This window comes from Streptomyces sp. NPDC090442 (assembly GCF_044769405.1).
In the GTDB taxonomy this organism is placed as follows: domain Bacteria; phylum Actinomycetota; class Actinomycetes; order Streptomycetales; family Streptomycetaceae; genus Streptomyces.
In genome coordinates this window covers 1-21,173 of sequence record NZ_JBIVXW010000088.1, presented here as the reverse complement: position 1 = coordinate 21,173, position 21,173 = coordinate 1, and the positions used below count along the sequence as shown (strand labels likewise).

Annotated in this window: 21 protein-coding genes and 2 pseudogenes; 11 read left to right on the top strand and 12 right to left on the bottom strand. The window is 68.9% G+C overall.

The features are described from left to right. Positions 1 to 130: 130 nt before the first annotated feature. The 4 genes from ACIQU6_RS38675 to ACIQU6_RS38660 all read right to left on the bottom strand — a co-directional run bounded on the left by ACIQU6_RS38675 (position 131) and on the right by ACIQU6_RS38660 (position 4,246). A complete protein-coding gene (locus ACIQU6_RS38675) occupies positions 131 to 505 on the bottom strand; it encodes a toxin Doc (RefSeq protein WP_403486428.1) in 375 nt (124 codons plus the stop codon). Continuing rightward, a complete protein-coding gene (locus ACIQU6_RS38670) occupies positions 505 to 744 on the bottom strand; it encodes a hypothetical protein (protein ID WP_403486427.1) in 240 nt (79 codons plus the stop codon). Before ACIQU6_RS38670 ends, ACIQU6_RS38675 begins: the two co-directional genes overlap by 1 nt. Positions 745 to 1,165: 421 nt before the next feature. Next, positions 1,166 to 1,417: a hypothetical protein gene (locus ACIQU6_RS38665; protein WP_403486426.1), complete on the bottom strand. Its 252-nt coding sequence runs from the start codon at positions 1,415 to 1,417 to the stop codon at positions 1,166 to 1,168. 1,374 nt (positions 1,418 to 2,791) lie between these two features. Next, positions 2,792 to 4,246: a hypothetical protein gene (locus ACIQU6_RS38660; protein WP_403486444.1), complete on the bottom strand. Its 1,455-nt coding sequence runs from the start codon at positions 4,244 to 4,246 to the stop codon at positions 2,792 to 2,794. A 503-nt stretch (positions 4,247 to 4,749) separates the two neighbouring features. Between ACIQU6_RS38660 and ACIQU6_RS38655 the strand changes: the two genes are divergently transcribed. Further along, a complete protein-coding gene (locus ACIQU6_RS38655) occupies positions 4,750 to 5,103 on the top strand; it encodes a hypothetical protein (protein WP_403486425.1) in 354 nt (117 codons plus the stop codon). Between the two features lie 544 nt (positions 5,104 to 5,647). On the opposite strand, the gene ACIQU6_RS38650 is transcribed toward ACIQU6_RS38655, so the two are convergent. Continuing rightward, positions 5,648 to 6,502 carry an alpha/beta hydrolase gene (locus ACIQU6_RS38650; protein WP_403486424.1) on the bottom strand — a complete coding sequence of 285 codons (855 nt, stop codon included), beginning with the start codon at positions 6,500 to 6,502 and terminating at the stop codon, positions 5,648 to 5,650. A gap of 92 nt (positions 6,503 to 6,594) precedes the next feature. On the opposite strand from ACIQU6_RS38650, the gene ACIQU6_RS38645 reads away from it, so the two are divergent. Next, a complete protein-coding gene (locus ACIQU6_RS38645) occupies positions 6,595 to 7,524 on the top strand; it encodes a LysR family transcriptional regulator (RefSeq protein WP_403486423.1) in 930 nt (309 codons plus the stop codon). A gap of 305 nt (positions 7,525 to 7,829) precedes the next feature. Further along, positions 7,830 to 8,006: a hypothetical protein gene (locus tag ACIQU6_RS38640; RefSeq protein ID WP_403486447.1), complete on the top strand. Its 177-nt coding sequence runs from the start codon at positions 7,830 to 7,832 to the stop codon at positions 8,004 to 8,006. A 171-nt stretch (positions 8,007 to 8,177) separates the two neighbouring features. Here ACIQU6_RS38640 and ACIQU6_RS38635 read toward each other — a convergent pair whose 3' ends face one another. Further along, positions 8,178 to 8,381, bottom strand: a complete 204-nt coding sequence (locus ACIQU6_RS38635) for a hypothetical protein (RefSeq protein WP_403486422.1) — start codon at positions 8,379 to 8,381, stop codon at positions 8,178 to 8,180. A gap of 181 nt (positions 8,382 to 8,562) precedes the next feature. Here ACIQU6_RS38635 and ACIQU6_RS38630 point away from each other — a divergent pair. Next, a pseudogene (locus tag ACIQU6_RS38630) lies at positions 8,563 to 9,162 on the top strand (helix-turn-helix domain-containing protein); the annotation flags it as partial. A gap of 80 nt (positions 9,163 to 9,242) precedes the next feature. On the opposite strand, the gene ACIQU6_RS38625 reads toward ACIQU6_RS38630, so the two are convergent. Continuing rightward, entirely contained in the window at positions 9,243 to 9,839 is a 597-nt protein-coding gene (locus ACIQU6_RS38625) for a cupin domain-containing protein (RefSeq protein WP_403486421.1), read from the bottom strand. A gap of 184 nt (positions 9,840 to 10,023) precedes the next feature. On the opposite strand from ACIQU6_RS38625, the gene ACIQU6_RS38620 reads away from it, so the two are divergent. Then, positions 10,024 to 11,181: an alanine racemase gene (locus ACIQU6_RS38620; protein WP_403486420.1), complete on the top strand. Its 1,158-nt coding sequence runs from the start codon at positions 10,024 to 10,026 to the stop codon at positions 11,179 to 11,181. Positions 11,182 to 11,645: 464 nt separating this feature from the next. Next, entirely contained in the window at positions 11,646 to 12,134 is a 489-nt protein-coding gene (locus ACIQU6_RS38615; protein WP_403486419.1) for a LysM peptidoglycan-binding domain-containing protein, read from the top strand. Positions 12,135 to 12,382: 248 nt separating this feature from the next. Here the strand turns inward: ACIQU6_RS38615 and ACIQU6_RS38610 are convergent, their stop codons facing one another. Next, positions 12,383 to 13,510 carry a glutamate--cysteine ligase gene (locus ACIQU6_RS38610; RefSeq protein WP_403486418.1) on the bottom strand — a complete coding sequence of 376 codons (1,128 nt, stop codon included), beginning with the start codon at positions 13,508 to 13,510 and terminating at the stop codon, positions 12,383 to 12,385. A gap of 277 nt (positions 13,511 to 13,787) precedes the next feature. Between ACIQU6_RS38610 and argF the strand changes: the two genes are divergently transcribed. Further along, positions 13,788 to 14,738, top strand: a complete 951-nt coding sequence (gene argF, locus ACIQU6_RS38605) for an ornithine carbamoyltransferase (RefSeq protein WP_403486417.1) — start codon at positions 13,788 to 13,790, stop codon at positions 14,736 to 14,738. A 281-nt stretch (positions 14,739 to 15,019) separates the two neighbouring features. Here argF and ACIQU6_RS38600 read toward each other — a convergent pair whose 3' ends face one another. Continuing rightward, complete coding sequence (locus tag ACIQU6_RS38600; RefSeq protein WP_403486416.1) at positions 15,020 to 15,211, bottom strand: hypothetical protein; 192 nt, start codon at positions 15,209 to 15,211, stop codon at positions 15,020 to 15,022. A 176-nt stretch (positions 15,212 to 15,387) separates the two neighbouring features. Here ACIQU6_RS38600 and ACIQU6_RS38595 point away from each other — a divergent pair, with 176 nt between their 5' ends. Together ACIQU6_RS38595 and ACIQU6_RS38590 are read left to right on the top strand one after the other, a co-directional pair. Next, positions 15,388 to 16,383, top strand: a complete 996-nt coding sequence (locus tag ACIQU6_RS38595; RefSeq protein WP_403486415.1) for a GNAT family N-acetyltransferase — start codon at positions 15,388 to 15,390, stop codon at positions 16,381 to 16,383. A gap of 133 nt (positions 16,384 to 16,516) precedes the next feature. Continuing rightward, positions 16,517 to 17,035 (top strand): AfsR/SARP family transcriptional regulator, encoded by a 519-nt coding sequence (locus tag ACIQU6_RS38590; protein ID WP_403486443.1) that lies wholly within the window; start codon positions 16,517 to 16,519, stop codon positions 17,033 to 17,035. Here the strand turns inward: ACIQU6_RS38590 and ACIQU6_RS38585 are convergent. Together ACIQU6_RS38585 and ACIQU6_RS38580 are read right to left on the bottom strand one after the other, a co-directional pair. Next, entirely contained in the window at positions 16,930 to 17,445 is a 516-nt protein-coding gene (locus tag ACIQU6_RS38585) for a DedA family protein (protein ID WP_403486414.1), read from the bottom strand. The genes ACIQU6_RS38590 and ACIQU6_RS38585 overlap by 106 nt on opposite strands. Beyond that, complete coding sequence (locus tag ACIQU6_RS38580) at positions 17,442 to 18,218, bottom strand: class I SAM-dependent methyltransferase (protein WP_403486413.1); 777 nt, start codon at positions 18,216 to 18,218, stop codon at positions 17,442 to 17,444. Before ACIQU6_RS38580 ends, ACIQU6_RS38585 begins: the two co-directional genes overlap by 4 nt. 132 nt (positions 18,219 to 18,350) lie before the next feature. On the opposite strand from ACIQU6_RS38580, the gene ACIQU6_RS38575 reads away from it, so the two are divergent. Together ACIQU6_RS38575 and ACIQU6_RS38570 are read left to right on the top strand one after the other, a co-directional pair. Continuing rightward, on the top strand, positions 18,351 to 19,493 hold the full coding sequence (locus ACIQU6_RS38575; RefSeq protein ID WP_403486412.1) for a sensor histidine kinase: 1,143 nt from the start codon (positions 18,351 to 18,353) through the stop codon (positions 19,491 to 19,493). Then, on the top strand, positions 19,490 to 20,140 hold the full coding sequence (locus tag ACIQU6_RS38570) for a response regulator (protein WP_403486411.1): 651 nt from the start codon (positions 19,490 to 19,492) through the stop codon (positions 20,138 to 20,140). The genes ACIQU6_RS38575 and ACIQU6_RS38570 overlap by 4 nt, the downstream gene beginning before the upstream one ends. Positions 20,141 to 20,421: 281 nt before the next feature. On the opposite strand, the pseudogene ACIQU6_RS38565 reads toward ACIQU6_RS38570, so the two are convergent. After that, a pseudogene (locus ACIQU6_RS38565) lies at positions 20,422 to 21,173 on the bottom strand (IS256 family transposase); the annotation flags it as partial.

Below are 21,173 nucleotides of genomic sequence, written 5' to 3'. Positions count from 1 at the left end.
GTATCCGTAGGTGTGCTTCCACGACGGCGCGGCGGCCGGGCTCAGCGGCGCACCGGGCTACCAACTGCTGAAGTCCCTCTCGGCGGGCGGCGGGACGGCTTGGGTGTGAGCTGCGAGCAGTGTGGGCTGTTCAGATTCGCCAGGTGCGGATGCGTCCTGCTGCTTGGTAGACGGTGGTCTTGCCGGCTTGGATGTCGCGGACGAGGTCGACCAGGGCACCGTAGGGCGGGTCGACGCCTTCACCGGAGGCGTGCATGTAGGCAACGGCGACCTGACAGGCGAACAACGCGTTGCGGTACGGCAGAGGCTGCAGCCGCACCAGGGTGTCCAACAGTGCCGCGGCGCGCCAGGCGGCGTCGGGGTCGGCAGCACTGGGGCGGGGAATGCGGGTCTTGTGGCGGGCGACGGCGGCCACAAGGGCGGAGTAGTCGGCGACCGACACGTCCTCGGGGACGGCCTGCTCCTGGACGTCGAGGAGCCAGGGCACGCCGATGTGCAGGACCATCAGGCGGCGTGGCCCTCTCCCCGGCGAGTGGCCGGTGGGACCTCGTCGGGGAACGCCTCGTCGAAGTCCGCCCGGTGGTCCTCGCCCCAGGTGACGGCGTAGCGGACGAACTGCAGGCGGTGCTGCTCGCGCAGGGGGAGGTCGTGGAGGTACTGCTTGAGGGATTTGCCTTCGGCCGCTGCGGCGGCGCGGACCTCGTGCATCTCGTCGTCGGTGAAGGTCACATTCAGCGAGGGCATACTCGCAAGGTACCGGATTGGTACCTTGCGAGTCCATCGCCACCAGAGCCCGCCACCCTCCGTCAGCGCACGCCGCGCGCAACTCCTTCGTATCGGCGGGGAACCGTCGCGAGCGCCTTTGGAGCCCGTCCGATGCGTCAGAGGCCGGTCCCGAGGATGCTCCAATTAACCGGGACGCCACGGTCCGTGAGGAGGCCGCTCAGGGGCACCATGAGGTGGGGCTGAACGGGAGTGTCGTCCTGTGGATCTGCCACAGCCTGTGCCGACACGGGGCCGAGAAGCAGCATGGCAAGAGCGAAACCGGCGAGCGTTCGGTGCGTATTCGTCATGGTTTGCCAACGAGTCAACAGCAGCCACGTCACCACACAGCGCTCCCCTGTGGACCGTTCGGGGCTTGGACTGGACGCGACCGCCAGGGTGGTCAAGATCTTGCCGCCGTGATGCTGGCGGCCGCACGCTCGGCCTCGTCCTCACTGACGCGGGCCCGTTCCTCCAGCAGCACTGCGGCGGCCTGCGGCAGGCCGGCTTGAGTCGGCACCTTCTCCAGCGGTGCAAGCGCAGCCACGGCCTGCACCGTGGCCAGCACGGCATCGGATCCGGCTTGCGGAATGCGGGTGTTGACGCCGCGTCCGAGTACACGATCGCGGAACAGCAGGGACGGGACGGTGGCCACCAGCCCAACATCTCACCGCCCTGGGTTCCATTCGTAGGGCTCAGGACCTGGACGACGCTCGCCAAGTTCCTCTGGCCTGCCGGATTCTGGCCACCGTGCTCGCACCTGCGCAGCCATCTCCCGATGACGCCGCGGTTGTGGTGGGCCTGCTGTACGTCGACGCCGGCCGCGCCCCAGCCCAGGGCATCAGGGACTCGGCTACCACGGACGACCTCCGCGCTTCGATTGCGACACCGACCATGCGGCCGGCTGCTCTCCACAAGTCATGACGTGGCGTCACATCTTGTCGCTGGGTTCTGGACTGGCCCCTCCAGTTGCAGCGCGCGGGGGAGGCAGTCGTCGCGCATGTCCGCCAGCCGCACGCGGCTGACCCCGCTGTAGGCAAGGTATCGGGCTGTCCAGGGCGTGGAGAATTCCCGATATCGCTCCAACGGCTCGAAGGCCGCGCGCAGGGGTAGCCCCAGCGCACCGGCCACATGACGGGCATCTCCTGTCCTCACCGCACGCGGGGGCTCCGTCGAGCCGGGATGGCGGTCGCCCTCCTTCAAACGGTCCACAAGATCACCGCTCAAAGTTGCCGAGCTCGTCACCTACGGTGAGGCTGGCCGCACACGCATTTTCTCCGGTGCGTTCTCCCCGCCTCCCGGAACGCAGTGCCGGAGGCGGGGAGAAGAAATGCCCCCGCCGATGGCGCCTGGGCCTGACTGAACGTCACAACTCCCCAGGATGCAGTCTCTCCGCCCTCTCTGCGACGGACGCCGCACTCGGGTGGCTGCGCCTTCCGCGCTGGACTTCCGCGCGTGGAGCCAACCGGCACAGTGCCTCAAGGCTCGCGGGGCGGATCACTCTCGCACCCGCGGCGACAGTTCCGCGTTCGGGCAGACGGGCGAGAGCCACAACGGGTCGTCCCTGCGCGTGCAATGTTGAGGTCAGGGGTGTACGCAGGAGGCTGAGTTGTCCTGACATCAACCGTCAGGGGGATGGTCCATCTCGTAGAAGCCTTGTGCGAGGCCGATGAGGACGGCGATGGATACTCCAAGGCACAGTGCGAGCGCCGCCCACAAAGTGATCCTCTTGGCCTTGCACCGGCTACTCCCGCCGTGCCACCGTCGGTGCTGGGGGCGTGGGGATTGTGTGGCTTGTCGGGGCCGGGTGGGGTGCGCCGGTCTGGCGGCCGACGCAGTGGGGGCTCACAAGGTGGTTCGCATCAGGCCGGAGCTGCCTTTGACGTCGAAGTCCCGTGCCAGGCCAGTGGAGTTGAGGTGGGCGAGGTCGGCTGCTCCAGCTCCATCGTGAAGGGACCTTCGAAGGCGGTCTGAGTGCGGCGGTGCTCACTGGGGATGCCCCAGTTCCAACGGTGTTCCGTTGCCAGCCTCATTGAGTCGACTCTCGTCGCTCGTACACCGTCACTCGTCGCCCGTAGGCCTGTTTATCTACTACCAGCGTGAAGTACTCCTTGAGCACGGCAGTCTTCGCCTTGTCGCGCTCCGCCGAAACCGGTCGGGCGACCTTCGCTGCGTCCGTGACCAGCAGTATCCGCTGTTGTGCCAACATCGCGGTCCGTATCTCGGCGGGTCCGGCCTCCTCGCCCTTCAACGTGCCCGACGCTACCGGGCTCCGCACCAGCGCGATGTCCTGCAGGCCGGCGAAGCTGTCGGGGGAGACCAGTGCAGAATCGCGCCGGGCTGCCGGTATGAAAAACACTGCATCCCCGGTCTTCTTCAGCCGCTGCACGTGCGCTGCCACCGACAGGACGTCGTCCACCCGGCTCGTCGGAGACCGCTCGGCCAGCGAATAGGGCAAAAGAGCCATCACTGACACGGCGATCGCTCCTGGGACGACCCACAGCGACGCTCTGGGAAACCGCGGCCCGATCGCCCGTACCGTCGCCCCCAGCGCGGCGCCGATCAGCAGCGCCAACCCGAGCATGCTGAACAGAACGTAGCGGTCGAGGAACAACGGCTGGACCACGGAGAGTCCGATGAGACCAATCTGTGGCACCGCCAGCAGCGGCAGCCCGACGGCCGCTACCGACAGGCGACCCGCCCGTGACCGATCCAGCAGGGCTCCAAGACCGCCGATCGCCAGCAGGATCGCCGGGCCGATCAGCATGTGCCACGTCAGCGGCGGTATCCAGGACACCTGGTCGGCCTGGTGCCGACTGAAAAGGACCAACGGCAGCGCGCCAACCACGGCTGCCGCTGCGGCTGCAGCCCAACGTGCCCACACCCCACGCCGAGCGTGCGCCCACATCAGGGTTGCCGCGTGCGCGGGCACGATGAGCAGCGACAACCAGTTCAGCAGCCCGCATACCAGCACCGTCCCTGCGTACGTCGCCCAGCGCACCGATCCGCCTCGACCCTGGAGCGCGGTCACCAACAACAGTGTCGAGATCCCGGTTCCGGCAGCGACCAGCGCGTACGGGCGCCCCTCTTGGAGATAGAACTGCACCGCCGGCAGCAGTCCGAACGCCAGCCCTCCCCCCAAGCCCACCCAGAACCCGGCCAGTCGATGGCCGACGACAGTCACACAGGCCGCCGCCACCGCCATCGCCAACACAGACGGCAACCGCAAAGTGGTGGTACTGGGCCCGAAGCATTCGAAGAGCCCGTGCATGAGGAAGTAGTAGAGCCCGTGCACCACATCGACCTGGCCCAGCATGTGCCAGATGTCGGCGGCGGACCGCCGGGCCACCTGCCAGGTCGCGGCCTCGTCTCGCCAGACACTGTGCTGCCGGGACAGCCCCCACAAGCCGAGGGCAAGAGTCCACAGTGACGGAATCAACCAGATGGGTAAGGGACGACGAAGGCCGGCTATGTGGGGGCTCATGAAGGTGTTCAGTTCCTCAGGATCGTGATGAGTCACCGAAGTTAACGTTTTATGGACATGAAGGAAAAATTCCGGATGACCTGTATCGCAGCATCGGCCGCGCCACACCCCGGAACGCCTTCGAGCCGCCCACGAAGAGATCCCCCTGCTCCGGCGCATCTTGCAGCTCAGCAGCGCGGGGCCAACGCCCTTCATTGGAGCGGCAAGACTCAACGGAGCGCCCATGTGACTTACAGTCACATGGGTACGGCAGGTTGCTGGTTCAGCACCTTGGCGGGCGTCGCCGCGGCCATCATGCGGGCGACGACGGAAACGCCGTCCTGTTGATGGGGGCTGCGCTGGGTGCCTGGCGCGCCTTGGGGAAATTGCCCCTATTTGGGGGGCTGGACGTGTAGTTGGGCCTCAAAGCTGCTGGAGGCCAAGTAGTGCGGTTTGTCTGCCGAGGCTCTGGACTGTCGGACCTACCGCGACGCGGTCTCACCCCGCAGGAAGCTCCGCTGGCGGTGCTGCTCCTCGACATCGAGGCGGAGCTGTCCATCTGGGAAGAGGAGCAGATGGTGTGGTCCGAGGAGGCGTTCCCCGTGGCCGAGTTGGCCCACCATTTGGCGCTCTGGCTCCAGTCCCGGGGCGCCGGCCAGGAGGACTTCGAGCTCGACTCGATGCAGGCGGAGGAGGGGTTGATCCGCCTTGTGCGCTCAAGCGAGGGCTGGCGGGTTGGCTCCAACTACACCCCGGATTTCTGGTCTTCACCCGTTGCCTGGGACGTTCTCGTGGCGGAGATCCAGCAGTTCGCCAGCTCCGTGCGCGGGGGAATCGCCGCTTTGGGCTTCGGCCCGGCCATCATCCCGGAGATCTGACGCACGTTCAGGCCCAGCTGGGCCGGGAGCAGATGATCGCGGCGTGGCTGGAGTGATCGCGGCATCGGAACTGTCCTGGTATCGCCGTTCGCCCGGCTGAGTCCGCGCTGTTTGGGCAAGTTGGTGACCATACTTCGGGCGACGACAACGTCGACCAACACCTCGGAGCCGGCCAGATTTTCGGCAGCACCGACACCCTGGCGATTGTCCACCGCTCAATGAACGTCTGATGCACGGCGGATGGCACCAGCAGCACAGCGGGCTACGGTCTGCCGAGGCGTGTCCCGGCGGGCGGCAGGAGGCCCGGGCGCGAGCTCCGATCCTCCTCGCGGACTGAACATTGTCACCTTCCGTCACCCGATCACAAGAAGTGGATCAGTACCTGGCGATTCCCCAGGTACGGCCAGTTATCGATGCCCACAGACGGCCAACTGAGCGCGTCAACGGCTCGTCGCGTCACGGTGAGTGAGGATGAGCGGCCGGTGCTGGCGGCCGGGGCGCGGCGTTCGGCTGAGCACCACCGGCAGCAGGGTCCGACCGCCGTTCACCGGACCAGGGCCTCGGCGAGTTCTCGCGGCCGGGCGGCGAACGGGCTGTGGCTGCCCGGCAGGCTGCGGACGGTGAACGGCTCGCCCGGCATGGCCCGGTCGGCCTCCGCGATCATCAGGTCCTGTGCGGCCGTCGGCAGCGCCCGGTCCTGCGCGCAGCGCAGGAAGGTGCGCGGGATACGACCCCACCGCGCCGCGGTGAGCGTGACCGGGGTCGCCGGGACGGCCAGCGGCAGGTCGGGGCTGAGCGCGGAGCGCCAGCGGTCGAAGCGGTCGGTGGGCGTGTCGTGGTAGTGGGTCTGCCGCAGCTCCTCGACGTAGGCGGGGTCCGGCGAGAGCGGGTCGATCCGTACGGCGCCCAGTGCCTGGGGATCGCCGAGGTTGAGGCCCTGGCCCCGTGCGGTGGCGTTCTCGGGGGCTCCGAGGTAGTCGAAGAACCGGGGGCGACCGGCGGGGACGAAGGCGGAGAGGTACACGAGGCGATCGACCAGCTCGGGCGCGCGCTCTGCGGCCAGCGACGCGGGGCCGCCGCCGGCGCTGTGGGCGACGAGCACGACACGGCCGTAGCGGCGGACCCGGCGCAGCGTGCCCAGGACGGCTTCGGCGCAGTCGTCCATCGTCACGTCGGCGAGCTGCGACCTCTCGGTCAGCAGACCGGGCCGGCCGGGCAGCAGGTATCCGCTGGGCAGGGGGGCGCCGAAGCCGTGCCCGGGTAGGTCGACGGCCACGCTCGCGGCACCGAGACCGGCGAGAGCGCGCTGTGTCGCCGCCCACTGCCACGAGCCGTGCCAGGCGCCGTGGACGAGAACGAAGACGGTGTTGCTCCGGTCGGTGTTCGGGGAGAGCGTCATGGCTCCCATCCCAGTCGGCGACGACTGCGCCATCCAGTGGAAGATATGGCACGCTCAGTGGCAATACTTTTGGGATATGGAAGGAGCGGGTCATGGAGGCGCGGCATCTGAGGTACGCGCTCGCCCTCGCCGAGCACCGACACTTCGGCCGGGCGGCCCGCGCGCTGGGCATCGCGCAGCCCCCGCTGTCCAAGCAGATCGCCGACCTGGAGCGCGAGACCGGGGCCCGGCTGTTCGACCGCACGCGCCAGGGTGTGATCCCGACCGCCGCCGGCGAGGCGTTCCTCACCCGGGCCCGGCGGGCGATGGAGGAGATGACGGCGGCCACGGTCGACGCAGGCCGGGCGGCGCGCGGCGAGACAGGCCGGTTGCGCCTGGGGTTCGTCGCCTCCGCGCTGCTCGACCCGCTGCCGGACGTCCTGGGCCGGTTCGGCCGCGAGCGGCCCGACGTGCGTCTGGAGCTGTACGAGATGGCATCCGGCCGCAGCACCGCCGCTCTCATCGCCGGAGACCTGGACGTGGCCGTCACCCTCGGACCACCACGCGGCGCCGGAGCCGAACACCTGGTGTCCGTCCCGATCGGGCACGATCACCTGATCGCCGTCGTCAGCAGCACGCACCCTTACGCCGGCCAAGCGTCGGTGAGCGTGGACCAGTTGAGGCAGCAGCCGCTGGTCGTGGCCGCCGGGGAAGACGAGCCCTTGGTCGCTGCCGGGCTGCGCACCCTATTGGGCGAGGACAGTGCCGCGCTGGACGGCGCGACCGCCGCCAGGGACGTGCACACGATCATCGGCCTGGCCGCCTGCGGGCTCGGCGTGGGCCTCGGACCCTCCCGCATGCTGTCGGTCCCACGCCCGGGCGTCCGGTTCTGCGGGGTGACCCCGCGCACGGCGCTACCCGACCTGGTCCTGTCGTTCGCCGACTGGGACCGTTCCCCGGCGCTGGGCGCCTTCCTCGACGCCGTGCGCAGGAACTGCCCCGACGTCGGCGCCGCGCTCGACCTGCGGTTGGCCCACGCCTGAGAACCGGATCCGGCTCCGCCGGCCGCGACGAGGCCGGCAGGCGCGGCGAGGGACCGGGGCTTCCAGAAGGCAGTACGAACCGCCGTTTCATAGGTGGTCGCTCGCCGTGCAGCTGGGCCCGCGCCGGGACGGGGGTCGCTACGACCACGGCACCGCCGACACTGAGTACGAGGTCGGCCTCGGGGAACATCGGTACAGCGGTTAACGCGAAGCCGGTGGTCATGGTCCGGCTGGCGTGAGCGTGCTGCCGCGGTTTTCGTACTCGCGACGGGCCTTGCGCTGTGTGCTGGGACTGCGGGAACGCCGTGGCCGCCGTCGAGCGGCTGGCAGCGGTCGAGGAGCTGGCAGTGCACGGCGGGGACGGCGGTATCTCGCCGTTCGTCCGGCACCACGCGAACGTGCTCGGCCGGTACTCGTTTTTGCTGCCTGAGATGCCCGGCGGGCTCAGGCCGCTGCGCGACCCGGAGCGGGCCGAGGCGTGAGCCAGCACGCTGGTGCGGCGGCCCCGGCCGAGCTCTCGTCGAAGGGGTTGTGGCCGGTCACCGAGCTCGGAGAGGGGCCGGGAGCCGTCGCGGCGGGTGGGGTGATGACGGGTTCGTCGCCTCAGAAGCTATGCCAGCTCTCGCTGACTTGCCGTACGACGACCAGTTCCGTCACGCGCAGAGGAGAACGAGGAGCCCTTTGCAGTCTCCGTCGTCGTCGTGGCCGTGGAGGGTTGTCTTGGCAACCGTGGCTTTGGCTTTGGCGATGGTGTGCGGTGCGGCCGAGGCTGATGCGGCCGTTATGGACCCTGTTGCGAGCGCAATGCTCAGGGCGGCACTGATGGCGAAGATTCGCGTCTTCTTCAGAGAGGTCATGTACTCACCATCACCTGTGTCGTGGCCAGGTCCATCTGGAGTGCCGCTGATTGAGTGAGCGGCAGGGACTCCGGCCACGGCGTTCCCGCAGTCCCAGCACGGCGCAAGGCCCGTCGCGAGTACGAAAACCGCGGCAGTACGCTCACGCCAGCCGGACCATGATCTACCGGCTTTAGGCGCCCTCATCCGCGGCGCTCGCAATGCTCGTCGCATCACGCAAACCCAGTTGGGTCGGAGGGTCGGATATCCCGCGTCGGCGATTTCCCGGATCGAGGCGAACAAGATGCGCCTGGATCCGAACGTAGCGCCGCTCATTGCTTGTGCTTTGTGCCTTCCGCTGCAGTGGTTGAGCGGTTCCGCTGTTCCAGAGCCCGCTGCCCAGCCGCCCTTCCGGAGCTGGTCGCCCGGACCGTCGCGGCACGGCGAGCTTTCACCGCCGCCCGATACAGCGACCTCGGCCGGTCTCTGCCCGGCCTTCTGGTCACCGCCGAGGCGACCAGGGACGCCGCCGTCGGCCAGAGCCGTCACCGGGCGGCCGCTGTACTGGCCCGCGCCTATGTCCTGGCCGCTGAACACGCATCAAAACAGCACCGCGACGCGGCCTGGGTCGCTGCGGACCGAACACTGCGCGCCGCATGCGCCAGGGGCACGTCCGTGCCCGTCGGCGAGGCATCCCGAACGCGCGGGGTATGGCGGTCCGGGGGGGCCAACTCCGTTGCAGATTCCTGGTGTTGTTGCCGCAGCTGTACGAGAGGCAGCGGCGGGTGGCTTGGCGACGTAGGCCCGGCGGCTCGGGACGGCGGCGTACGTGTGGTGGTGCGCCTCGGTGGCATTGCGCGGGGCGGGCTGATGCGGGGTTCGTCAGTGCAGGCTGGGGGGTGTTTCGGTCCAGATGCAGGTGGCTGGGACGGTGCCGGGGTTGTGGTAGCGGTGGGGGAGGGTGGAGTTGAAGCTGACGCAGTCTCCGGGGCGCAGGTGGTAGTGGGTGCCGTCGACCCAGTAGTGGAGTTCTCCGCTGAGGAGGAGACCGGTTTCCTCTCCTGTGTGGGTGTGGGGACTGGGGCCTGAGGATGCGCCGGGGGCCACTTCGAGGAGCATCATCTCCAGTGCGCCGTCGTGTTCGGGGTTCAGGAGGGTGTAGGTGACTCCGGGGACGCCTGAGCGGGTGAGTTCTACGCGCTCGGCAGGGCGTGTGAGGACGCGGTGTCCGCGGTCGGCAGTAAGGAACAGCCTGCTGAGGGTCGTGTCAAGGGCTTCGACGATGGTGCGCAGTGTGTTGACGGTAGGGCTGTTGATGTCCCGTTCCACGTTGCTGAGGTAGCTGCGGGACAGTCCTGTCTGTTCGGCGAGTTTCTCCAGGGTGAGCCCTCGTTCCAGGCGTTCTGCGCGCAGGTGCCGGCCGATGCCGTCGTTGCGTGCTGGTTCTGCCGGGGTGGATGGATGTTGCTCCGCTGCCACGGGCCCTCCGCATCTGTCCAGTAAAGACGATTTCCCGTCCAGGATAGTTGGAATTGGGTGACGTGGATAGTGTACGGTCCGACGCATATACAGCATGGAGCCTTTTTGCGGGACGCCGGGTGCCGCGCTCACGTACGAGCGGACCGGGCACGGACATGTCACCGCCACATTCCCTGGAGGGCTGATGGACTGCAGCACGCTGGCGGGCGAGGCCCGTACGAGCGGAATACCCGAGCTCCGACTCGACCTGCGCGCGCTGGAGCGCAATATCGAGATCATGGCAGCGTGGTGCCGCGACCAGGGCGTGGAGCTGAGCCCGCACATCAAGACGACCATGACGCGCCCCATCGTCGAGAGGCAGATGGAGGCGGGCGCGTGGGGCGTGACGGTGGCCACCGTGCAACAGGCAGGAGTTGCCCTGGCGTGGGGGCTGCGGCGTGTGGTCATCGCCAACCAGGTGCTCCACGACGCAGACCTTGCTCTCATGCGCCGATGGCTGGAGCGATTCGAGGGACTTGAGCTCTACTGCTTCGTCGATTCCGAAGTCGGGGTGGAACGCGCGCGACGCGCAATGGAGGGCACGACCAACGCCTTGCGTGTCCTGATCGACGTCGGCATGGACAGTGGGCGCACCGGAGTGCGGGAGCCGCATGCGGCGCATGCCCTCGGTTCTGCCCTCCGGGCATCGTCCGGCCTGCATCTGGCGGGTGTCGCCGGATACGAGGGCGTCGGACCCAATACCCGTGATGAAGAGGCCCTCGGCGAGATCGATGACTACTGCCGCAGGGTGACAGCGGTCTTCTGCCACCTGATGCCGCTTTTCCAGACCGAAAGACCCGTTGTGAGCCTGGGCGGTTCCGCCTTTCCCGACCGGGCCGTGCACGTTCTCGCGCAACTCAGGGAGCAGTTGGGGAACCGATCGGTCCTGCCGCTGCTGCGCTCAGGCTGCTACGTCGCCCACGACCACGGCACCTACCAAGAGGTCTCCCCCATACCGGGGTTGCGCCCGGCGTTGAGCGTCCGGGCGATGGTGCTGTCCACACCGGAGCCGGGACTGGCCGTCATCGGCGCCGGCAAACGCGAACTGCCCCATGACGCTGGTCTGCCGGTGCTCATCGGCGCTCGCGACCCGCAGGGCAGGACCCGTCCGACCGTCGCAGCCACCGCGACCCGGATCTACGACCACCACCTCGTCCTCGCCGAGGCGTACGGCCTGCAGCCGGGTGACGAAGCCGATCTGGGTATCTCCCACCCGTGCTCCGCCTTCGATCGATGGCCCGACATCACCGTCACCGGTGACGACGGCCGCCCCTGCGATATCTGGCACCCGCAGTTCCGCTGACCAGCACACCCAGATTCGGCGTTCGCGTCGACCGTCAGCAGCGAGATCCTCAGAGGCGAGATCCTCGTGGCACGCTCGATCTCTCATCTGCGTCAACTCCACGCCTCTTACCCGGAGAAGGGGTACGCCCGCGCTCTCATTCATCTGTCGTCGTACGCGTGGATGCGGAGTAGCAGCACTGCGGGGCCCAACATCGTGAATTGATCAGGGCGTTCATCGGTGTGGCCCCGAACAGTCCGCTTCTTCCGCATCCTGGGGAAGCTCAATCCCGGACGCCGTCGGTGTGGCCAGCAGATCATCGAGACCGTGGCTCTGCGTTGACGATGGCTTGTCAGCACCGTCACCGAACTGCGTCCCGACGGGAGTGTCGCGGGCGTCCACCAACTGCCGAAGACCGTCTTCCCCCGGTCGATCGCCGTCGACGGGTCCGGCCGAATATGGGTCGCCGGCTTCGGCAACGCTCGGTGTCCCTGCTGTGCGGGGAAAACACCGCGGTCTGCCCACCCGGCGCCACCACCGGCACCGTGCCGTCGCCCACTCCCGGCTTCCGCCACAAGGCGATCCAGCACCTGACCGCGGTACAGGTCGACCCCTCGGGCAATGTCTGGCTGGCCAACAACTGGTCCAAGCTCCTTCCTCCCACCGGCGGCGTGGGTCTGGTCCAACTCATCGGCGCCGCCACTCCCGTCTGCACGCCCCTGACCCCCTTGCCGGTACGCCCCGCGGCCGCCGCCAACCACCTCTGCCCGCAGCAGACCACCCCCGATCCGGCTCCGGGCCAGGCACCCCGTGCCATGCGCCCCGACGACTACCTCGTCCGCCCCGGCGACACCCTCAGCGCCATCGCGGCCGCCCACGGCACCACTTGGTCCCACCTCTTCCGCGCCAACACCCACGCCATCGGCGCCGACCCCGACCGGATCCTCCCCGGGCAGCACCTCACCCTCCACTGAGCCAGCGTCGTGGGCCGGTAGGGCATCGAGGCGCCTCACAGCGCCCGGCCCGGATATTCCGTGACGTGGCGCAAGGCATCTGGATTCACGTGGTGTTGAGCCCGTCCTCGAAGAGAGTGAGAACTGGTTCGGTGCTGGTGTTGCCGACGGCTCGACGCTGATGGTGGACCACCGCCCGGAAACCGAACCGCTCGTGTCAGTGGACCGCGCCGACATCCTTGTGCGCGGCGGACAACGGCGTAGCTCCGTCAGTCCTCACGCAGGGTGGGCGTGGTGGACGTCGTGTGCTGGACCAGGTGGTCGACGACGTCCCGGGAACTGCCTCGGTGTGCGAACGCGGCTCGTTGCCGCTGGGCGCCGCCCCAGTCGGCGAGCTGGTCCGTTGCCGCGGTCACGGCCGCGAGTTCGCCGGACTCCTCCAGCGCCGGGCGGGCGAAGTCGACGAGATCCCGCACCAGTTGGGTCGCGGGCGCGAGTTTGCCGGTGCGTGCGTCGAGGGCGTGGCCACGGCAGCCGTCGCGTGCGGAGCGCCAGTACGCCGCGCGCAGCAGGGCAGGGCACACAGGGGGGCCTGGGTCCCCGCGTCGTACTTGTTCCAGGGACTGGACCACCGTGGCGCGGACCAGGGCGGCGAGCACGACGGTTTCCTCGATGCTGGCGATGACGTCCATGGTGCGGATCTCCACGGTGGGAAGGTGCGCCGAGGGTCGTACATCCCACAACAACGTGTGGTCGCCCACGGCAGCGCCTGCGTCCCCCAGCGTCGTGCACAGTTGTTTGTAGTGGTCAGCGGAGGTGAAGTAGGGCGGGGGGCCGGCGACCGGCCACTGGCCTCCGCTGGCGGTGCGCCAGCTGGCGTAGCCGGTGTCGCGCCCGTCCTGGAACGGTGAGTTCGCCGACATGGCGATCAGGGTCGGTAGCCAGGGTCGCAGGTGGTTGCAGACGAGGACGGCGTCTTCCAGGTCGGGAACGTGGACGTGGGTGTGGAGGGCGCAGTGGGTGTGCGTCTCGTTGAGGGCCTTGTAGGCGGTGAGTCCACGGCGGTAAGCGGGCTCGTCGCGGAGGGGTACCGGGCCGGCTGCTCCCCGGACCGGGGTTCCGGATGCGGCGAGGCACAGCCCTTCTTCGGCGGCTGCCTGGGTCAGGACGCTGCGCATCCCGGCGAGGTGGGAGCGCAGGTCGTCCATGCCTGTGCACGGTGGTGTCTTGGCCTCGATCTGGTACTCGGTCAACTCGCCGGAGATCCGGCTGGGCAGGACCGTGGCCGCTCGCCGCAGGACCCGGGAGCCGGCGGGTGCCACATCGCGGCTCTCGGGGTCGATCAGGAAGTACTCCTCCTCCACCCCCAGAGTCGGGACCCGCTCGCCGCTGGTCATGCCGGCCTCCTTCGTCGCCCGGTCCCGTTCAGGCAGGCTGGTTGGGGCGCATGCCGTATCTGCCAGCACCCTTGCGCCGAGATCTTGTCGATCTCCTCGGCTACATGTTCCGGCCGCGGTAGGGGCCGCACCACAGCAGTTCGCCCGTCGGGCCCTGCCGGCGTGCGCCGCCTGCGGCCGCCGAACACACTGACGGCGAAAGGCCAAGGCGCGTCGACGGAGCCGGAGAACCAGGATGACCGAGCCGACATCCATGTCTGGGGCAGAGCGGCCGACCGTGGCCGGCAAGGTCCCCGATGATCTGTTGCGGGTGAGCGATGTGGACCCGCAGACCCTGACGGAGCTGCTGGACCTGGCGGAGGGCATGAAGCAGGAGCCGCTGGGATGGGAGCGCGATCTGCGAGGGGGCGCTATCGGGTGCGTCTTCGAGAAGCCGTCCACACGGACTCGCGCGTCCCTCGCCACCGCTGCCCACCGCCTCGGCATGACCGCCCTGGTGCTCAATCGCGAGGACCTGCAACTCGGCCACGGCGAAACCGCTGGTGACACCGCCCGTGTCCTGTCGTCCTATCTCGACGCCATCACGGTGCGCACCTTCGACCACGCCACGGTGGAGGAGTTTGCCGACGCCGCGACGGTGCCGGTCGTCAACGCCTTGTCCAACACCCACCACCCCTGCCAGTCCCTGGCCGACCTCCTCGCGCTGCGGGAGCACTTCGGCGCCCTGGCCGGCCTGACTGTCGCCTTCGTCGGGGACGGCACGAGCAACACGTGCAACTCGTTCCTCGCGGCGTGTGCGGCCTCCGGCATGCACTTCGTCATTGCCGCCCCGCGCGGGTACGAGACGGACGAGGACATCCTTGGCGAGGCACGTGAACTGATGGTGCAGAGCGGCGGGTCGGTGTCGCTGACCACCGACCCGGTCGAGGCCGTCAGTGCCGCACAGGCCGTCTATGCCGAGGTGTGGGTGCCCATGGATCGGCACGATGAACGCGCCCGACGGGCCAAGGATCTCGCCGCCTACCGGGTCGATGATGCCTTGCTCTCCCATGCTCCTCGCGAGGCAATGGCCATGCACTGCCTGCCCGCTGTCCGCGGACAGGAGATTTCCTCCGAGGTACTTGACGGCCCCCGGTCCCTGGTCTGGCAGCAGGCGGCGAACCGGCTGCCCACGGCCCAGGCGCTGCTGCACACTCTCATCACCACAGACCGTCGGCGCACGACCTGATCGCTGTGGTGGTCGAGGTCGCCGTCTGTTCCGACACGTTGAGTGGGATCGCACGATGGTTGAGGGCTTCCCCAGAAACGCGGATGCCGTTGGCGATGCGGCGACGGTGAGAACGACTGGCCCAAGTCGAGATCCCATCGTGAGACGCAGTGTGATGGCGTAACCCCACTCGGCCCCCGACCGTGCCCCGCCCTTGCGTGCAAGGGTGGGGCACCGTCGTGATGGAAGGGTCCCTGGAATTCGCCATTGTCGCCGGGGCCTTGTTGATTGAATGCGGTGGCTCACAGGGGGAGCGTGGGTTCTTGAGGCTCGGCGATGGTGGCGGCGCCGAGAGGGTGGGTGAGTCCTCCGCGGACCCGTGCCGCGTCTTCGGGGAGGAGGTCGATCTCGCAGCTCGCGCCGTTGATCGCGACGGACACCGTCTCGGCCGGGGCGGAGCTGTCCGGCTGCTTCAGTGTCTGCGGGGCGGGCAAGGCGACACGGAGCGGCTGGGGCGAGGTAGGCGCCGCTTGCCTGCGGCCCGGTCCTGCGGACGTTCGTCGCCCACTGCTCAATGCCTCCGCAATACTCAGGGGCTGTTCTGAGTTCGGATCACGGGCTGGCGGGCTGGGTAGCCAGAGGCGGAGGAGTGCTCTGTACCCTTACGAGGATGAATGCGATATTTCGACCGCTCGGAGTGGCGGAGATTCCTGCCCTCGTGAGCCTGCGGGACGAGGTCGAGCGTGCCGACCCCACAGGCGTGCACTACGACGCGACCGACATCCGTGACGAATTCGCCGACCCCAAGCTCGACCTGGCCCACAACACGATGGGTGTATGGCAGGGCCCACAGTTGGTGGCGTACGCCATGGTGTACGAGCCGGAGCCGGTACGAGGGGTATTGCGTTTCGAGACCAGCGGGGCCGTCGATCCCGCGTGGCGGCGCCGGGGTCTGGGCACGGAGATCGTCGGCTGGATGAGGATGCGGGCGCAGGCGATGCACGCGGAGCGTGGCGCCGAGGTGCCCGGTGAGCTGCTGCTCGGCGGGGCTGCGGGCAACGCCAGCCTTGCGGCGCTGGCCGGGCGGATGGGGTTCGCTCCGTGCCGGTACTGGTTCACCATGTCGCGTGACCTGCGCACCGCACCGGTGGGGGAAGCCGCTGTTGCGCCGGAGGGCCTGCGACTGGCGCCTTTTGCCTGGGAGTTGGACGGGGCCGTCCGCCTCGCGCACAACGAGGCGTTCCGCGACCACTGGGACTTCGCCGAGGCCGATGAGGCGGACTGGCGTACCTGGGGTACGGGGGCCCGGTCGTTTCGGGCGGACGTGTCCGCCGTGCTCCTCGACGCCGACGACCGGGTAGCCGCGTACCTCCTCGCCGATGAGTACACGGCCGATACCGCGGCCACCGGACGCCGGGCCTGCACCGTGGGTCACCTCGGTACCCGGCCTGCTCACCGGGGGAAGGGCGCGGCCCGCGCCCTGCTGGCACACACGCTGCAGGCCGCTCGCCGGCAGGGTTACGACCGTGCGGAGTTGGTGGTGGACACCGCCAACCCCACGGGCGCACTCGGCCTCTACGAGAGCCTCTCCTTCGTGGTCGACCGCAAGCTCATCACCTACGCCGGCCCGCTCGACACATCACAGGGTGACGGGCAGGTTGCGTAGCCAGAGGACGGACCTGCGCCCTGCGCCGCACCCTGGACAGCGGCGCGGCCGGAACAGCTGACGCCGGGCTGGGCCGGCGCATCCGTACCGAAGCGGGTGGGTACACCATAGAAGTCCCCCGCAGCGGCTTGACCTGCTGCGCTTCGACGAGCTCGTTCGTCGCGCCCGTATGGCGGGGGAGAACGGCGACTTGGCGTCGGAGGCTCGATTATTGGCCGATGCGCTGTCCCTGTGGAGCGGGATGCCGATTGCCGACATCCGGTCCGACGTGCGCCAGCGCGATGTGGTGCCCAGGCTTCTGGAGAGTTGGTTCAAGGAGAGCGGGCGCTACCACGACGTGTGCCTGGCCCTGGGCCGGCACTCCGAGATCGTCGGCGAGCTTCGCTCACTCACCGCCAAGTACCCCTACCAGGAGCGCCGTTGGCTTCAGCCGATGACTGCGCTCCACCGCTGCGACCGAAAAGGGGAAGCACTGGAGAGCTACACGACGATGACCAGGGGTGATGGGCAGGCAGGTGTGGACTGCGCGGCGGGCTTCCCCACGGTTCACCAGACCCAGGACCACCCTGCCGCGACTGCGTATCCCACCCCCGACTCCATGGACGCCCACGCCAAGCCCGCTGCCAGACTGAAGGGCGCAAGACGCCGGTAGCTGACGCCGGCCGCCCCCGCCGCGTGTGGGGCGACCGTGCGCAGCAGGGGCACGAAGCGACAGACGAGCACAGCCGATCTGCCCCACCGGCGGGTGGCCGCAGACGCTCGCTCCCAGAGGGAGGTCGGGATCCGGCGGCCGAGGCGACTTCCACGCAGCCCGTCACCGAGGCGGTAACCGGTCTGCTGGGCCTGTAGATCTCCCAGTACAGCGCCGGCTGCCGCGCAGGCGATGATCGCGGGCAGGTTCAGCGCGCCCGACTGTGCGAGGCCGCCCGCGACCAGCAGCAGGCCGAGCGTGGGGACGAAGGGGCTGAGCGGCAGGATCGACTCCAGCACGATCAGCCCGGTGATCGTCGCGTAGGAGGCCGTCGGGGGGATCCCCGTAAGCAGCTCTGTGGGAAGGATCATTGTCCGGTCTCAGGGGTGCCGGTGTCCGCGTCTGCGAGCAGCGAGCAGCGTACGGGCGCACGCAGGTGCGACACGCGGGCGGGCGGGAGGTTGCGCCAGACGACACGGCGGCCGCCGCCGTTGCCGTACCGGGCGGAGAACTCCGCGAGTACTGCGGCGACCGCGCGGTGCCGGGCAGCCTCGGCGCGGCTGCCGACAAGGTTGCGTGAGGCGAGTGTGCCGAGGTAACCGAAGTAGGTGGGGTGGCCACCGGGTACCAGTGCGGTCAGGTACCGGTCCAACAGGGAACGCACCAGATCGGGCTCGAAGTTGGTGAAGGGGAGGCAGGAGACGATCACGTCGTAGGTGCGCTCCTCCAGCGGAAGTTCGGTGATGGATTCCGGGATGATCCGGATGCACTTGGCCGCGGCGGACAGCGCAGGGTCCAAGCGCAGTGCATCGTGGAGCATGCGTACGAAACGGTGGTTGATCTCGACGGCTTCCAGCCGGTCGCCCGCGCCGAGGCGCTCGGCGAGGGTGCGGGTGACCGTGCCGGTCCCGGCTCCGACTTCCAGTACGCGTACGGGGCCGTGTCGCTCTCCGGCGGCAGGAAGTGGTGCGGCGAGGCCGTTCGCGAGACGGCTGCCACTGGGGGCGAGCGCACCGGTCTCGCGCATGGTGCGCAGGGCCTCGCGGAGGAAGACCGGGCCACCGACCGACCTGCGTAAGAAGGGCCGTCCGGTGGTGACGGAGAGGGCTGTCGTCCTGGCGGTGGCGTGCTGGGTCCTGTTCATGACCGCGACGCTAGGGAGCCGGTGGGCCCGGTCCATCGGCCGTTCTGCGACGGGCTCCCCGTACGAAAGTAGGGGGTGCGGATCGCCAACTGGGGGGAGTACGCGAACGGTTGCTCTTCCTACGATGGCCCTGTGGAGAAGCTGACGAACCGGCCGTGGCCGTGGTGGGCCGAGGCGTTACTCATCGGTGCCGTCGCGGCGGTGACGGTGCAGGAGTCGTACATCGGCGCGGGCGGCACACTCCTCAGCCCCCGAGTGGGGGTGGCACTGATACTGGCGCTCTCACCTTTGCTGCGGCACCGCTGGCCGAGGGCGGCCGCGGCGTGTGCGATCGCCGGAGCGGTTCTGACGGGCTCGATCTCGCCGCTGCTCGTCGTGCTCTTTCACCTTGCCGCGCGCGGCAAGCCTGCCTTCGGGATGCTGTGCGTGGTCCTGTCGATGGCCGGCAGCGCGTTCGCGCATCCGCAGCAGAGCCTGTGGGCCACCCGCTCCTACGGCCCGCTGTTGATACTCCTGCTCGCGCTGGTCATGGGCCTGTGGGCCGGGAGTCGACGCAGGCTGGTGGTCTCGCTCGCCGACCAGGTGCACCACCTCAGGGTGGAGCGTGAGTTGCGGGCCGGACAGGCGCGCCTGGAGGAGCGCGCGCGAATCGCCTCCGAAATGCACGACGTTCTTGCACACCGACTGACGGTCATCGCTCTGCACACCGGCGCACTGCAGCGTAAGTCCGCCGGGCTCCCCGGCCCGGTGGCCGACCGCGTCGACCTGCTGCGCACCGCCTCCACGGACGCGCTCGGGGACTTGCGGGACGTGCTGGGGGCGCTGCGCGGCCAGGAACCGACAGCGAAGCCGGGTTCCCGGGTGCCGGGCCTGCAGGCGCTCTCCACACTCGTCGACGAGGCGCGGGCGGCGGGGCAGCAGGTCGAGGCGACGATAGAGGGGGACGCCGAGGCCGTGCCGACCAGCCACCGCCTCGCCATCCACCGCCTGGCACAAGAGGCGCTGACCAACGCCCGCAAGCACGCCTCGGGAGCGCCGGTGCGGCTCGAAGTCCGGTACGGGCCGCCGGAGTCGACGGTGCGGGTCCGGAACCCGGCCGGGGAGCGCACCGAGGCCGCCGCGGCCGGAGGCGGCTATGGCCTGGTGGGCCTCACCGAGCGGGTCGCGGCCCTCAACGGCCGTCTGGAGTACGGGCCCACCGGCTCGGGCGGCTGGGGTGTCACGGCTGCCATTCCGCTGTCCGATCACGATTGTCGAGCCGAGGGGGCCGCATGATCCGCACGATGATCGTCGACGACGACCACCTGGTCCGGCTCGCACTCGCCGACATCCTGGAGGACACCCCGGGCATCTCCGTCGTGGCTCAGGCCGCCGATGGTGCGGAAGCGGTGCGGCTTGCTGCCGAACGGCGCCTGGATGTCGTCCTGATGGACGTGCGCATGCCGCGGATGGACGGGATCGAGGCCACGTCGCGGCTGCTGGCCCTGCCCGATCCCCCCAAGGTCGTGGTGCTCACCACCTTCGACGTGGATCGGTACGTGTACGACGCGCTGGCGGCCGGAGCCGTCGGCTTCCTGCTCAAGGATTCCGACCCGTCGGAGATCGTGCGGGCCGTGAAGGTGGTCGCCGACGGCCGGGCCATGCTCCACCCTGCTGCTGCCCGCCACGTCGTCGAGCACTGCCGGCAGACGACGAGCCGCAGGGGCTCCGCGGCTCGGTCACGCCTCGACCGGCTCACGCCCCGGGAGACGGATGTGCTGGTGCTGCTCGCCGAGGGCGCGTCCAACGCCGAGATCGCTGCCGGGCTCGGAATGCGGGAGAGCACGGTGAAGGCTCATGTCAGCCGCATCCTGGCCGCGTTGGAGGTCGGGAACAGAGTGCAGGCAGCGCTCCACGCCCGGGACGCGGGCCTGAGCGGCTGACGCGGGGCGGGGGCCGCGCGGCCCCTGCGCTGCTGGCCGCCATCTCTCAGCCCGCCCTCACCTTCGCTCCCTACGGCACCACCGTGCACAAGCAGCAGCACCAGCAACAGGACGAACACGAACCCCGCACCCGAGCCGCCCTCTCCTACGACTCGGACCTGGCTCCCAAGGGCACCTGCTTCGAGAGCGTGTCCCTGGGCCAACTCGACGGCAAGAACGCTGCCTTCCTCACGGGCAAGGGGGGTCTGTCCAATCAACGGCTGATCTTGGTTGTTGAGGTGTCAGTTGTTGGTGGTGGGGGTGAGGCGGTCTTCGAAGGCGATCTGGAAGGCGTTCAAGGGTGCTTTCCAGGCATGGTCCAGCGGCGTTGGCCCTTGCCTGTCGGGTCCAGGCTCATCAGTGCCATGTAGACGCACTTCAACGCGGCGTTCTCCGAGAGGAAGTGGCCGCGGGCGCGGACGGCCTTGCGGATGCGTGCGTTCACGCTCTCGATCGCGTTGGTGCTGCAGATGACCTTGCGGATCTCCACATCAAAGGAGAGGAAGGGCACCATCTCGGCCCAGGCGTCGGACCACAGCTTGATCACGGCCGGATACTTGCTGCCCCATTTCTCGGAGAACTCCAGGAATCGCTCGGTCGCCGCGGCCTCACTCGGCGCGGTATAGACGGGCTTGAGGTCCTTGGCGACCTTGTTCCAGTCTTGCCAGGCCACGTAGCGGATGCTGTTCCGAATCAAGTGAACTATGCAGGTTTGCGCCACAGTTCGGGGCCAGACGGTCTCCACTGCGTCGGGCAGGCCCTTGAGGCCGTCACAGACGAGCATGAGGACGTCCTCGACGCCGCGGTTGCGGAGCTCGGTGAACACGCTGAGCCAGTGCTTGGCGCCCTCACCGCCATCGCCCGTCCAGATCCCGAGGATGTCGCGGGTGCCCTCGACTGTGACGGCCATCGCCACGTAGATAGGCCGGTTGGCGACCTGGCCGTCGCGGATTTTCACGTTGATGGCGTCCACGAAGACCACCGGGTAGACGCG